The sequence below is a fragment of the Corynebacterium nasorum genome (assembly GCF_022347325.1).
GTDB classification, from domain to species: domain Bacteria; phylum Actinomycetota; class Actinomycetes; order Mycobacteriales; family Mycobacteriaceae; genus Corynebacterium; species Corynebacterium kefirresidentii.
This window is the reverse complement of the sequence record NZ_JAKRDU010000001.1, coordinates 259,043-273,261: the sequence shown is the minus strand read 5'-3', so window position 1 is coordinate 273,261 and position 14,219 is coordinate 259,043. Positions and strand designations below refer to the sequence as shown.

Sequence of the window (14,219 nt, the reverse complement as noted above, 5' to 3'; positions counted from 1 at the left end):
TTGCTATGGAAGAATGTCCTGCTAAGTGCCTGTGGTTTTTCTGACTATAAGCGTAATTGGGGCGGTTGTGCTCGCCTTTTATCAGTCGCCAGGGAATGCTGCAATGTGGTTTGGCCTTGGTGGGAATGGTAGCCTGAAGGGGCTGTATTTAATGCGAAATTCGCATTAAACCTAGACCAAGGTTCGTGAGGCAAGTATTTCGTGACGCTACTTTATGCAGTCCTCCTCGCGGCGCTGGCAGTGATCTTGGCACCGGTAACCGTAAAGGTTATTGACCGAAAGGCAGGCTATCCACTAGCTGGCCTTTTTGTTATTGCAGCGGTCCTTATTGCCAAGGAATTTCCTGCCATTGCAGCCGGGGAGGAATTGAGTTTCCACGCCACTTGGGTGCGCGATTTTATCGCACCGGGCGTCGACGTAAGTTTTGCTCTCCGCGGGGATGCGTTGAGTATTTTCTTTGCTATGTTGGCGCTGGTCATTGGTGCCGTCGTCTTTACGTATTCGGCGGCTTATCTGCCTAAGAATGAGGGTAATACCAGCTTCTACACCTTGATGACAGCGTTTACGCTGTCCATTTTATTGCTGGTTTTGGCCAATGACGTTGTGGTTTTGTTCCTTGCCTGGGAGCTAGTCTCCTTGGCTTCCTTTATGCTGATTGCGCGCTCCGGTTCGGGCGGCGAAGCTGGTTCGCAGCGCACCTTGATCCTGACCTTCGTTGGTGGATTGACCCTGCTGACCGGGTTGGGTATTGCTGCGACAGTGACCGGATCGACTGCGGTATCTGAGATTCTGGCGTCGCCGGTATGGACACAGCGCCCCGGTGTAACAGCGGCCGTAGCCGTGTTGATCGCGGCGTCTGCATTTACCAAATCGGCGCAATTCCCATTCCACTTTTGGCTTCCTGAGGCTATGGCCGCCGCCACTCCGGTTTCGGCTTTCCTTCACGCAGCCGCAGTGGTCAAGGCTGGCGTGTACCTGCTGATTCGCTTTTCCACGATCTTCCACGATGTGGCGGTATGGAATTGGCTGCTCATCGTGGTTGGAATGGGTACCGCGGTAATGTCCGCGGTCTTTGCAATGCAAAAGACGGATTTGAAGAAGCTCACGGCTTATTCGACCGTCTCCCATTTGGGCTGGATTGTCGCCACCATTGGTGTGGGAACCCCATTCGCTATCGCCGCAGCGTTGGTACACACGTTGGCGCACGCGCTATTTAAGTCCTCGCTGTTTATGCTTATTGGCGTCATCGACCACGAGGCCGGTTCGCGCGATATTCGCCGCCTCGGACCACTGTGGAATAAGATGCCGTGGACATTTTGCTCGGTAGTCATCGGCGCGGCCTCTATGGCCGCGGTACCACCGCTTTTGGGCTTTGTATCCAAGGAAGGCATGCTCACTGCGTTTGAAGACGCCCCGATTGGTGGCACTGGCCAGGTCATCTTGCTTATCGTTGCCGCCATCGGCGCCTTCTTTACCTTTACCTACTCCGCCAAGATCGTCTTCGGCGCCTTCTTTGATGGACCTCGCGATATGGGACATGTCCACGAGGCTCCGGTTTCCCTGTGGCTGCCTGCCGCACTACCGGGCTTTATGTCCCTGCCGCTGGTATTTGTACTCGGAATCTTTAATAACCCGATTGACCATGCAGTGGCTGCTGTTGGTCTGGAACATCATTCGCACCTTGCCCTCTGGCACGGGCTTAATGTTCCTTTCCTTATCTCGCTCGTGGTCCTTATCGCCGGTATTGCCGGTATCTTTGCCCGCAAGACGATGTGGGCAAGCTTTGAGGACAAGAAGTTTATGCCGCGCAGCGGCAATGAGTTGCTGCACTCTCTGCAGTTGGGCTGTTCGCGGCTGGGACGAGTCTTGGGCAAGATGTCCGATTCGCATAATCCGTCCCGCCACATGCTGCCCATTGTCATTTTGATTATCGTGTTGGCCGCGACCACGCTCATCCGCGATGGCGTCGATGGGGTAGCGCTGCAGCCGCGGGTAGATGGTCTGGATAACCCATGGGATCTGCTTCCATTGGGAATCATCGCGCTGGCTATGTTTGGTTTGGTGCGAACTCAGAACCGCTTGACCGGTGCCATCATGATCGGCATTGCCGGCTCTGGTGTAACCCTGCAGATGTTCCTGCTCGGGGCGCCGGACGTAGCTTTGACCCAGTTTATGGTGGAAGCCCTATCTGTCATCGTTATGATGATGGTGCTGCGCTACCTGCCGGAAACCTTCCAACCGGTGAAGGATAAGTCCCGCAAGACCGGCTCTATTGTCATCGCAGTTTTGGCCGGTGTTGCTGCATTCTTGGGCGTGTGGGGCCTCATGGGCCGACACGAGCGTTCGGATCTGGCCATGTGGTATCTCGATAATGCGCCGGATATTACCGGCGGCGATAACGTCGTGGCTACCATCATCGTGGAATTCCGTGCGCTCGATACATTGGGCGAGCTTTCCGTGCTGGGCATGGCTGCAGTGGTTATCGCAGCCATTACTACAACGTTGCCGCGATTCCCATTCAAGTCAGGTACACGTCCTGCGCCATTTGGCCAGTCACAGCTGAACTCTGTGCCATTGCGCAAGGGCGTAAACGTGGTGATCCCGTTGCTGGTAATCATGTCTGTCATCGTTTTCTTCCGCGGCCATAATGCCACTGGTGGTGGTTTCCCGGCAGCATTGATTATGGGCGCAGCAATCGGGCTTATCTACCTGTCCCGAGGATCTGATGAAATCGTCTTCGGCCGCATGACTCCGATTCACTTGACCGGTATCGGCATTATCACTGCCTTGGCTGCAGGCTTCGTGGGCTACTTGCACCACGGCCTTGGCAACGGTGGCTTCTTGGCGGCTATTCATGCTGAGGCCTTTGGTCAGCACTGGACTACCTCGCTCATCTTCGATTTGGGCATCTACCTAGCGGTGTTGGGCATGTTGACCATGGCGATTAATGCCCTGGGCGGTTACCTGCGCCCTGGCACGGAGCGTGACTTCCTGCCGTGGATTCATGATGATAATTCCGCGCTGCCAACCACGCCGCGCATTTCGCTTGAGGATGTCGACGATCCGTATCCGGACCCGATTAACCCCTCGACCGATCCTTTGGCTTTGCTGACGCCATCGGAAGCAAGGACGAAGAGGAAAAATAAACGGTCCATGCCTAAGCGAGGAGGAGAGAAGTAATGATCCTTGCATTGACTATTGCTTTGCTCATAGGCAGTGCCGTCTACCTCATCCAGCAGCGCGGTTTGGTGCGCATCGTGTTGGGCATGATGGCCTTCGGACACGGAGCTAACCTAATGCTGCTGGCTACGGGCGTGTACTCCTACCGCGGCGAGTCCTTCCCCTCCCAGGTTCCACACGACCAGATGGCAGATCCGCTGCCGCAGGCCTTCGTGTTGACCGCGGTGGTTATTTCCATGGCAACCTCGACCATCCTGTTGACGATGGCGGCAATGGGCAAGAACGACGACACCGATGTGGTGGAGCCGGTTGATGACAACACCATCGACCATGCCTTTTCAACCTTGGGCCGTGACGCCCAAAATCGCCAGATTCTGGAAGAATCCACCAACCAACTTGACCGTATCGGTCAGGTGGACCACGACACTCCCGTAGCAGAGCGCGGGGCAGCTGAACAGAAGGAGGATGATAAATAATGACTGATGCTGTAGCTCAACTCCTTCCGCTCTTCCCAGCGGTCCCGCTGATTGCAGCAGCCTTTGCACTGCTGGCACCGTGGCGTGCGGTGCGCGATTCCATCATGTTGATCATCCCGGGCATGGGAATCTTTGCTGGCCTGGTTCTGCTGATGTACACCATGAACAACGGGGTAGTTGCCCACACAGTGGGCCTATACCAAGGCAATGTGGGTATCCCGTTTGCTGCGGATGCTTTCTCCGCGTTGATGATCATCACCACGATGATTGTCGCTTTTGGCGCCAACTGGTTTGCCATTGCGGGCGGGGAGACCAAGTCTCGCTTTTATCCATCGCTCACCTTGATTTTGATTACCGGTGTCTGCGGTGCGTTGCTTACTGCTGACCTCTTTAACTTCTTCGTCTTTATTGAGGTTATGCTTCTGCCGTCTTATGGCCTTATCACCATGTCTGGTACTTGGTCGCGTCTGGCGGCCGGACGTGCCTTCGTCTTGGTGAACCTTTTCGCCTCCACCTTGCTGGTCGTTGGCGTGGGTTATATGTATTCGGTTACCGGCGCGGTTAACCTTGGCGCATTGAAGGGTGCGGCAGCAGGTAACGGGCCCGTCACCGTCGCCGCGGGTTTGATTCTCATTGCAATCACCGCCAAGGCCGGCGTATTCCCTGTGCAGTCGTGGTTGCCTCGCACTTACCCGGGGACCTCAGCTGCGGTGATGGGCCTGTTTTCCGGCCTGCACACCAAGGTGGCCGTGTACATGCTCTATCGCCTCTACGTGCAGCTATTCGGTCTGGATCAGCGCTGGAATGTGTTGATCATCGTGATCATGATCATCTCCATGATGATCGGTGCCTTTGGCGGCCTAGCGGAGAACTCCATTCGCCGCGTGCTCGGCTATCAGATGCTCAACGGCATGCCTTTCATCTTGGTAATGCTTGCTTTTACCTCTGATGACCCACGCCGCGCACTAGCAGCCGGCATTATGTACACGATTCACCACATGTTGACTGTTGGTTCGCTGATCTTGGCTTCTGGCGCCATTGAGGAAACCTACGGCACGGGCCTGCTAACCAAGCTGTCCGGTCTCGCTCGTCGGGACCCCATTATCGCGTGGATTTTCGCTGCCGGTGCGTTCTCCGTCGTAGGTTTCCCGCCGTTCTCCGGAATGTGGGGCAAGCTGATGATCGTCTTCGAGATTGCCCGGGTAGGAGGCGCGTGGGCGTGGATCGCTATCGCGGCTATTATCATTGCCTCCTTTGCCGCCTTCTTGGCCATGCTGCGGGTATGGCGCAAGGTTTTTGGGGGCAAGGGCTTGCCGGAAGATAAGGTTCCGGATGAACTGATCATCCGCAAAAAGCTCATGGCCCCCTCTGCCGCACTCATCCTTGGTTCGCTGTGCATGTTCATTTTCTCTGGAATCGTTCTGGACGTTGTGGATAGCGCCTCGGAGCAGCTGCTTGATACCACCGCTTATACTGAAACCGTCTTGGGAGACGAGCCGATTGCCGTTCCCAATATCGATGAAATTCAGGAGGGCCGTTAAATGAACGCAGTGGTGTATGCATTGTGGCTCATTAAGGAAATCTTTGTGGCCGGCATTAGCCTGGCGATGGCGGCCTTTAAGCCAGATAACGAATACCACCCGGTTATCATTCGTTATCCACTGCGTGTGACTGGCGCATGGGAGATCTTCTGGTTTACTTCTTCCATCACCGCAACGCCAGGAACGCTTTCGTTGGGTTTGCGCGAGCCACCCCGCAAGGGGCTGCCGCGCATCGTGCTGGTGCAGGCAGTTCAGGGATCTGACCCGGCGGCAATCGTGGCTGACTTGGCTGATATGGAGCAACGCCTTGCCCCACGGGTGAAAGACATCGACTACGGCGTCCCAGGCCAAGGAGAGACGACGGAATTGGATGAGGCATTCTACGAGTATCCCCTCGAATCTGTCGGTCGCTTTATGCGCTCGCCTGACTTGGCGCGGGCGGAGGACACTCCGCTTTCAGAAAGCGAAGCGGACGTCGAAAAGCCAAAGCGTCATGCCCGGAACATAAAACGCAGGAAGGAGACCGAGCGATGATTGATTTTGCCACACTGTCCCCGTTCGGCTGGGTCGTATTTGTATGCGTATTCATCATTGGCATCGCCACATGGTGCGGCGTGCTGCTTGCACTGCGCACACGCGATGAGCTCACTCGCGCAATTACGTCTGACATCGTGTTCTACGGCATGATCTGCATGTACTTGGCATGGTCGATGACCAATAACGCCCCGATGGCCTACTACATTGCACTCCTCGGTGCCATTGCCGCGGGCGTGCTGCCCACGCTATCTATGGCCCGCATTATCTCGAAGGGCAGGCGATAAAATGGCTATTTCTGAGATTATCGCCTCGGTGCTACTTATTATCGCCACCATTTTGGTGGTCGCGACGGTTATATCCCTGTGGCGGGCGCCCGACGCATTGACGCGCGCTAACCTGCTGGGGCCGACCGTGGGTCTTGCGGTACCGCTGATTATCGTGGCCAAACTAGTTGTAGATTTTGGCCGCGATGGCTTTTCCCTGTGGCTGCTCATTCAAGCCCTGATCGCCTGCTTCGGTGTGTGGATTATCGGTTCAGTAGGTTCCTTCTACCTGGGACGTTCCATCTACGGCGTAACAGTTACTGACGTCAAACACGCCAAGCATAACCACAAAAAAGTCCAAACCGTGCAAGCCAAGGAAGACGATATCTAGTCACCCTCAGCGCCTTCTGGCGGCGAGTCTTATCTGCAATAGCGCTCAATGGCGGAAATGCAGACGAGCTCGCCGCCTTTTGGTTTTACTGGATTGTGGCATTCACCGGGCCCTAGATTCATGACGCGAATATAGTGCACAGCAACTGCCGTGCTCGGGCTAGAATGGATGCACACTATTCGGTGCTTCTAGCCCGCCCCGAAGAGAAAACAAGGAGTAACAATGAAACTCATCACGGCCATCGTTAAGCCCTTTACCCTGCCGGAAATCCGTCAGGCGCTAGAGCAGCAGGAAGTACGCGGTCTCACTGTTACTGAAAGCCAGGGCTTTGGGCAGCAGCGAGGGCATAGCGAGGTATATCGCGGAGCAGAATACGCCACCGATTTTGTGCCTAAGGTCAAGCTGGAAGTAGTAGCGGCGGATGACCACGCTGAAGACATCATCAATGCCATTGTGGATGCTGCCTACACTGGCAAAATCGGCGATGGCAAGCTGTGGGTAACCCCAGTAGAAGATGCCATTCGTGTACGCACCGGGGAGCGCGGCGAGGCGGCATTGTAAAACCAGTATGCTTAACGCCGCACAGATTCGCGCCGAGGCCCATGCCTCGGCGCTTCGTGTATTGCGCAACCTCGAGCTCCCAGTGGGGACTGCGCTCGCTGCCACCGGGTCCTTCGCCCGCAATGAGATGACCCCGCAATCGGATATTGACGTCATCCTTATCTATCCGGAAGGCCACGATCCAGACCCAGCGCTGGTGGAGAAGCTGTGGTTGCCCGTATGGGATGCCAAGTATCGCCTAGATTATGCCCTGCGCACCCCGCAGGAGTGTGCGGCGATTGCTGCAGAAGATGCTTCTGCTGGCTTTGCACAGTTGGACTTGGCCTTTGTCGCAGGGCGCAAGATATTAGTGGATGAGGCGCGGGCACAGCTGCTCGCAGCGTGGCGGCGCCAGCTGCAGCGCGGCTTTGATGACTTTGTGGATACCGCGATTATTCGCTGGAAGCGCTCGGGCGCGGTAGCAGCAATGACGAATCCAGACTTGAAAAATGGCCGTGGGGGACTGCGCGATATTCAGCTTCTGCGCGCGATGGCTTTGGGTAACCTGTGCGACTTTCCTGATCTAGACGTCGAAAAGCAGCTGCTTCTCGACGTCCGCACACTCCTGCATGTCAAAGCCCGACGCCACCGCGATATCTTAGACCCCGAGTTCGCCGCGGACGTGGCTGCGGATTTGGGCTTTGAAAACCGTTATGCCTTAACCGCCGCTTTGGTAGGCGCCGCAGCCACTGTTAATAAGGCCGTAGAACGCGGCCTGGCCACCGCCCGAGGGGTGCTAGGGAGAAATGCGCTGGCGGCGGGCCGCGGGCAGCGCCGTCCACTCGATGTGGACGTGGTGGCAGAGGGCGGCGTTATCTACCTTTCGCGCAAACCGAATGTGGAGGATCCGTGGTTGCTTACGCGCGTGGCAGCTGCCGCGGCGCGCACGGGATATACCATCGCCGAGACCACCTGGCACCAGCTCCAAAAATTGCCGAATCTGCCGCCACGCTGGCCGCGAGCAGCGGTGGATGATTTCTTCGCCATTTTGTCGTCCCCGCAATATACGCCGCGGGTTATTCAGGATTTGGACCGCTATGGCCTGTGGGAACATCTAGTGCCGGAATGGGGGCATGTGCGCGGTTTGTTGCCGCGCGAGCGCAGCCACGTCAGAGCGGTGGACCATCATCTCATTGCGACGGTTACTCGGTGCGCGGAGGTGCGCACCTCGGTAGCTCGCCCTGATCTATTATTGCTGGCCGCGCTTTACCATGACATTGGTAAGGGCTACGAGCGCCCCCACGCTCAGGTAGGCGCGGAAATGATAGCTCGCCAGGCAGCCCGCATGCGGTTGAGCGTGGCCGATAGGTCGCGTGCTCAAATTCTGGTGGCAGAGCATACCACCTTAGCGCGGCTAGCTGCGACAATGGACCCGTTCTCCGATGCCGCTCGCGACGCATTGTTGGCCGCAGCGCATTACGATCCGCTGATTATTTCGCTGCTGGCGGTATTGGCTAAGGCTGATGCACAATCGACAGGGCCTAGCGTCTGGACACCGCGGGTAGAGCAAGCGCAGAAGCTTATCGTCTCGCGCGCTCTGGAAGCACTCAAACCAGGCGTCCTTCAGCGCCCCGCGGTGCACGTGCCGCTATCTACTGAGGGCGTTGCGCTTACGGTGGATTGGGAAGACCAAGAAGTTACTGTGTCCTGGTGTGGCTCCTCCAAAGGGGAGCTCAAGCGCATTTTTGCCTTGCTGTCCGCTTTGGGGTGGACCATCGTGCGGGCCAATATCGTCAAAGAGGATGACGGTACTTATAAGGCGGAGTTTTTCATCCGCACCGTACAACAGACCCTCAAGGAAGCGGCCCAGGAGATAAGGTTTATCCAGTCTTATAACTCCCGTACCTATACGGAGCTGCCAGATATCGAGGGAGAAGTAACCACCGCGGCTTTTGATGTGGGCGGCATCTTGGTGATCCGTACCGTCGAGCGCATTGGTGCTTTGGGGCACTTGATAGAGGCATTGCCAGACTTTGTGTGGCTGCGCCATGAGATTATGGGCGCGACAATGATCGTCAATGTCTTCCTTGCCGGGGAGGCTTCCCGCGCTACGGTGGTGGGGAATGTGACCAGGGCCCTGGCAAGGGACTAAGATTAAATAGTTGAACTTTAGATCGATCTAAATTAAGGGAGCGCATCCGTAGTGTTTGACTCACTATCAGACCGCCTACAGTCAGCCCTGGCGGGCCTGCGCGGTAAGGGCAAACTGACCGAGGCTGACATTAATGCCACCGCCCGCGAGATCCGCCTCGCGCTGCTGGAAGCTGACGTGTCTTTGACCGTCGTCCGTGGCTTTATCAAGCGCATCAAGGAACGTGCCCGTGGCGCGGAAGTCTCTGAGGCGCTCAACCCAGCCCAACAGGTAGTTAAGATCGTCAATGAAGAGCTCATTGAGATCCTCGGCGGCGAAACTCGCCGCCTGAACCTAGCGAAGAACCCGCCGACAGTGATCATGCTCGCCGGTTTGCAGGGTGCCGGTAAGACCACGTTGGCCGGCAAGCTGGCCAAGCACCTGGCCAAGCAAGGGCATACCCCGATGCTGGTGGCCTGTGACTTGCAGCGCCCAGGTGCGGTGCAGCAGCTACAGATCGTCGGCGAGCGCGCCGAGGTGCCGACCTTCGCGCCAGATCCGGGTACCTCCCTGGACTCCAATGAGCATGAAATGGGTACCTCCCACGGTGATCCGGTGGACGTCGCAAAGCGCGGTATTGCTGAAGCCAAACAGAAACAGCACGATGTGGTCATCATCGATACCGCCGGCCGCTTGGGCATTGATGAGACACTGATGACGCAGGCGCGCAATATCCGCGATGCCGTGAACCCAGACGAAGTCCTCTTTGTCATCGACTCCATGATCGGCCAAGATGCCGTTCAGACTGCCGAGGCTTTCCGCGATGGCGTGGACTTTACCGGTGTGGTTCTCACCAAGTTGGACGGTGATGCCCGCGGTGGCGCGGCCCTGTCTATTCGTGAGGTCACCGGCAAGCCTATTATGTATGCCTCTACCGGTGAGAAGCTCGATGATTTCGATGTCTTCCACCCCGAGCGCATGTCCAGCCGCATTTTGGGCATGGGTGACTTGCTTTCCCTCATCGAGCAGGCCGAGGCCACCTTGGATCATCAGAAGGCCGAGGAGGCCGCCTCCAAGCTTGGTTCTGGCGAGCTGACGCTGAATGACTTCCTTGAGCAGATGCTGATGATCCGCAAGATGGGGCCCATCGGCAACCTGCTGAAGATGATGCCCGGCGGCAAGCAGATGAATGAGATGGCCGCCATGGTGGATGAAAAGCAGCTGGACCGCATCCAGGCCATCATCCGTGGTATGACTCCGCAGGAGCGTGAGGATCCGAAGATCCTCAATGCTTCGCGCCGCAAGCGTATTGCTAATGGCTCTGGCGTGAGCGTTTCTGAGGTCAACCAGCTCATCGAGCGCTTCAACCAAGCTAAGAAGATGATGTCTAAGATGGCTGGCCAATTCGGCATGGGTGGTATGGGTGGCCGCTCTGCTACCAAGAAGAAGCCGAAGGGCCGCAAGGGTAAAAACGGCAAGCGCAAGAAGGGCAAGGGCGGCGGTGGAAACCGCGGCCCGAAGATGCCGGGCGGAATGCCGGGCATGGGCGGAATGCCAGGTATGCCCGGTGGTGGCGGCATGCCGTCCATGGAAGAACTGCAAAAACTCCAGCAGCAAATGGGCGGCGGCGGCATGCCGGGGATGCCGGGCATGCCAAAGATGCCGAAGGGAATGGAAAATATTAATCTCAACAACTTGGACTTTGGCAAGGGCAAAAAGTAGCGTGCCCCAGTCTTAAGGCATAGAACGAAGGAGGCTCCCACGTTATTGTGGGAGCCTCCTTCGTTCTATGCAGGCAGTTGGGTGCCTTATCCCCAGCGCCCGTGCTCGTAGGCGTTGGCGCGTGTTCGCGCGCTATGGCCTAGACGGCGTCGTCGTGCACAGTGTTGGGGTAGGGGACTGGGTTGGCATGTGGCTTGCCGGCGTCGGTAGGTGCGGCGGGTGCCGGCTCCACAGCTGCTGCGGCCTGCTCCGGGGGGATATCAGGGGCTTGCTGTTGGACCTTTTCCCCGTTGAGGAATGGCTTCAGGGCCTCTCGAATCATGGGCATAGCCGATTCCGCGAAGGCATTGGTGATATGGTGCATGTCGCGGTAGACCATCGTATTGCCGATGATGACTGGGCAGTCACCATTGTCATCGCAGAACCACGGGGCGGTATCTACCGAGAGCATATTCTGGTACTTCGAGAGCACTACTGCACCGGGGTCATAGGGCTGGTAGACCTGCTCAAAGCGCATGCCGCAACCATAGGCATCTTCGGTGGCTACATAGCACTCATCGAACTCGCGCGGACGGCCTTCCTCATCGAAGCCCCACGGGTTATCGCGGAAGCCCAAGAAGGGGATATCGCGCTCGGCTAATTCATCCCAAAATGCCTGGTAGCCAGCGGGAACAGCATCGGGGCCCGTGCCGTACTCATTTTGCGGGCGCGTGGTATTTGAAATCACCAAGGCTGGGTTTGCTTCTTCGATGCGATCCATCACCAGTTTGCCCCATTCGGCGCACTCAGGGGTCACGGTGACATCGTCACCCAGCTCGATGGGGCAACCTTGGCGTAGCAGCGGAACCAATTTAAAGCCCATTTCCTTGCCCAAGCGGTCAAGCGCGGAAGAATACTGTTCCGCGTGGGAGCCGCCTACCAAATAGACTTCCTTTTCTGCGTTTGTGTCACCGAAAATGCACGGAGTTTTGCCGTCTTTGCGGGTTTCGAAGAAGAAATCAGCGGGCTGGCTATCCGGAACAAAGCACCAATTAGCAGCCACTGGTGGCTGGATGCCGCCGGCCAGAATTGGGTCAGGCTTAATCTCTACATTATCCGGTGGGGTGAGGTGATTGATGAACGTCGTCGCACCGGGGTAGAGGGAAGGATTCAGAAGTTCTGCGTCGGCATCATCAAGCGTGCGCATCCACAGCGGCTGAATGGCCAGAAGGCCGACAACGGCCGCAGCAACCACGACACCACCGACGCCGCGAGCAGCGCCTGCCGGCTTCCGCAATGTCGATAGGCCCTTGCGTACCGGCAGATCCTCGGCGGTGGGGCGCTTGCGATGCTGGCGCAGTGGCCGCTCCAAAAAGCGGTGCGTGAGGTCCGCCAGCACCAGTGAAATGGCGATAATGATAACGCCCAGCCACCACGATGGGGTTTCTTGACCCAAATAAGAGGTGGACAGGATAAGCAGAGGCCAGTGCCATAGGTAGAGCGGATAGGCTACATCGCCCAGCCAGCGGGCCTGTTTGGAGGCCATGGCCTTGGAAATCTTGCCACCGCCACCCAAGATGATGAGCACGGCGCCGCCCAGCGGCAAGAGCGAAAGCGGGCCAGGATACGCGGTGGTATCGGCGATGATGGCACCGGTAAAGATGAGCATCACAAGGCCCAAACCCGTAAAGAGGTCATAAAGGCGGGGCGGAATCTTCCAGGCGGAACCGTAGATGGCTAGGACAGCACCCAAGGTCAACTCCCAAGCGCGTGACCAGGTGGAGTAGTAGTTCTCCGGGGTGCCGTAGAGGCCGTGGCGTGAAGCATAGGCGAAGGAGGCAATGGTGGCCACAATGAGGATCGGGCCCGCAATCTGGTTGACTGTGGGGAAGCTGCGCTTACCCAGTGGTTGGTGCTTCGGCCGGAACTTCATGATGGCTGCCAAGATGATCGCAAAGGCAATGCCCATGATGTAGAACTGGCCCTGTACGGCCATGGACCACATGTGCTGCAGCGGGGAGGTATCCGCTGCGGCCGCCGTGTAGTCGGCGTTTTGTTCCGCTAACTCCCAGTTTTGGTAGTACAGCATGGTGGCGGTGATCTGCTGGGTGAGCTCGGTGCGCATGAGCTGTGGGGTGAAAATGCGCACCAGAATGTAGGTCACGCCAATGACCAAAACTAAGCTGGGTACCAAACGTCGCAGGGTGCGCCAGATGGGCCACCAAGGGTTTAAAGAAGCGTTAGGCTTGCTGGCGTAGCGCAGCTGGGAGCCCAAGAAGAAGTAGCCGGATAGCAGCAAGAATACGTCCACGCCGCCGGAAACGCGTCCAACGAAGACGTGGTAGATAACTACTAGGCCGATGGCAATACCGCGTAGACCATCAAGGTCATAGCGGTACCGGAAATTTCGCGGTGATTCTTTAGTCATAAACTGTCTTTTCGTGCGCCAACGCCTTTACAGTGAGGCAGAAAGCGCGCCATACATATGGAACCAAATGTCTATATTCGGCCCTTAAGGCTACTCTGCTTTAGCATCGATGGCATAACGAACCTGCGTGAGTGGCGTCGTGATTTTTAAAATTGCAGATACTCGCGCTAAAATACTTCAGGTTATCTACTCGGATACTCCGGGCTAGGTAATCCACAGAACGTAATATTCTGCGTAGCACCGTTCCCGTCTACGGTCGGCCGGTATGTCACGCGCAGATTAAATCCAAGGGTTGAACCGGCGCACTACCTGGTGCGCGTCTGTACTGCCCAGTGACTAGAAAAGGAGCCGTCATGGCTGTCAAGATTAAGCTGCAGCGTTTGGGCAAGGTCCGCGCTGCTGAGTACCGCGTTGTTATTGCTGATGCCCGCACCCGTCGTAACGGCAAGGTAATCGAGAACATTGGTATTTACCACCCGAAGGAAGAGCCTTCCCTCATCCAGATCGATTCTGAGCGTGCGCAGCACTGGCTGTCCGTCGGCGCGCAGCCAACCGAGCCGGTTCTTGCTCTGTTGAAGGTCACCGGTGACTGGCAGAAGCACAAGGGTCTGCCTGGTGCAGAAGGCACCCTGAAGGTTGCTGAGGAGAAGAAGTCCAAGCTGGAGATCTTCAACGAGGCACTGGCTGAGGCTAACAACGGTCCGACCATCGAGGCCATCACCGAAAAGAAGAAGAAGGCCAAGGAAGAGGCTGAGAAGAAGGCCGCTGAGGAAGCTGCTGCTGCAGAGGCTGCCGCTGCTGCTGCCGGCGAAGCTGATGCCGAGGCCGAGGAGAAGGCTGAGGAAGCTTCCGAGGAGTCTGCAGAGTAATCTGCCTTCCTTTGCTAAACGCGCAGCGCTTCTAACTTCGGGCCCTGCCTACACCACGGTGCAAGTTGTGTAGGCGGGGCCTTTGTGCTGTGTGGATGAAATCAACCGGCCCAAAGAGATGACCGCGCACGCATGTCCTTGGTGGAGGTGCGTGCGCGGTCA

At 57.0% G+C, this 14,219-nt stretch carries 11 protein-coding genes; 10 read left to right on the top strand and 1 reads right to left on the bottom strand.

Annotation, left to right across the window (positions count from 1 at the left end):
- Positions 1–201 precede the first annotated feature (201 nt).
- The 9 genes from MHK05_RS01300 to ffh all read left to right on the top strand — a co-directional run bounded on the left by MHK05_RS01300 (position 202) and on the right by ffh (position 10,781).
- Entirely contained in the window at positions 202–3,180 is a 2,979-nt protein-coding gene (locus MHK05_RS01300) for a DUF4040 family protein (RefSeq protein WP_239204274.1), read from the top strand.
- Positions 3,180–3,656, top strand: coding sequence for a sodium:proton antiporter (locus MHK05_RS01295; protein WP_023021275.1), 477 nt, complete (start codon positions 3,180–3,182; stop codon positions 3,654–3,656). The genes MHK05_RS01300 and MHK05_RS01295 overlap by 1 nt, the downstream gene beginning before the upstream one ends.
- Positions 3,656–5,197 carry a monovalent cation/H+ antiporter subunit D family protein gene (locus MHK05_RS01290; protein ID WP_239204272.1) on the top strand — a complete coding sequence of 514 codons (1,542 nt, stop codon included), beginning with the start codon at positions 3,656–3,658 and terminating at the stop codon, positions 5,195–5,197. The genes MHK05_RS01295 and MHK05_RS01290 overlap by 1 nt, the downstream gene beginning before the upstream one ends.
- On the top strand, positions 5,198–5,731 hold the full coding sequence (locus MHK05_RS01285; protein WP_023021277.1) for a monovalent cation/H+ antiporter subunit E: 534 nt from the start codon (positions 5,198–5,200) through the stop codon (positions 5,729–5,731).
- Positions 5,728–6,018 (top strand): hypothetical protein, encoded by a 291-nt coding sequence (locus tag MHK05_RS01280; RefSeq protein ID WP_023021278.1) that lies wholly within the window; start codon positions 5,728–5,730, stop codon positions 6,016–6,018. The genes MHK05_RS01285 and MHK05_RS01280 overlap by 4 nt, the downstream gene beginning before the upstream one ends.
- A 1-nt stretch (position 6,019) precedes the next feature.
- Entirely contained in the window at positions 6,020–6,388 is a 369-nt protein-coding gene (locus MHK05_RS01275; protein WP_049361135.1) for a Na+/H+ antiporter subunit G, read from the top strand.
- Positions 6,389–6,610: 222 nt separating this feature from the next.
- Complete coding sequence (locus MHK05_RS01270; RefSeq protein ID WP_086587453.1) at positions 6,611–6,949, top strand: P-II family nitrogen regulator; 339 nt, start codon at positions 6,611–6,613, stop codon at positions 6,947–6,949.
- A gap of 7 nt (positions 6,950–6,956) precedes the next feature.
- On the top strand, positions 6,957–9,080 hold the full coding sequence (locus MHK05_RS01265; RefSeq protein WP_239204270.1) for a [protein-PII] uridylyltransferase: 2,124 nt from the start codon (positions 6,957–6,959) through the stop codon (positions 9,078–9,080).
- A 51-nt stretch (positions 9,081–9,131) separates the two neighbouring features.
- Positions 9,132–10,781, top strand: a complete 1,650-nt coding sequence (ffh, locus tag MHK05_RS01260) for a signal recognition particle protein (RefSeq protein WP_239204268.1) — start codon at positions 9,132–9,134, stop codon at positions 10,779–10,781.
- Between the two features lie 139 nt (positions 10,782–10,920).
- Here ffh and MHK05_RS01255 read toward each other — a convergent pair whose 3' ends face one another.
- Positions 10,921–13,188: an acyltransferase family protein gene (locus MHK05_RS01255; protein ID WP_239204266.1), complete on the bottom strand. Its 2,268-nt coding sequence runs from the start codon at positions 13,186–13,188 to the stop codon at positions 10,921–10,923.
- A gap of 353 nt (positions 13,189–13,541) precedes the next feature.
- On the opposite strand from MHK05_RS01255, the gene rpsP reads away from it, so the two are divergent.
- Positions 13,542–14,057: a 30S ribosomal protein S16 gene (rpsP, locus tag MHK05_RS01250; RefSeq protein WP_005325261.1), complete on the top strand. Its 516-nt coding sequence runs from the start codon at positions 13,542–13,544 to the stop codon at positions 14,055–14,057.
- Positions 14,058–14,219: the final 162 nt, after the last annotated feature.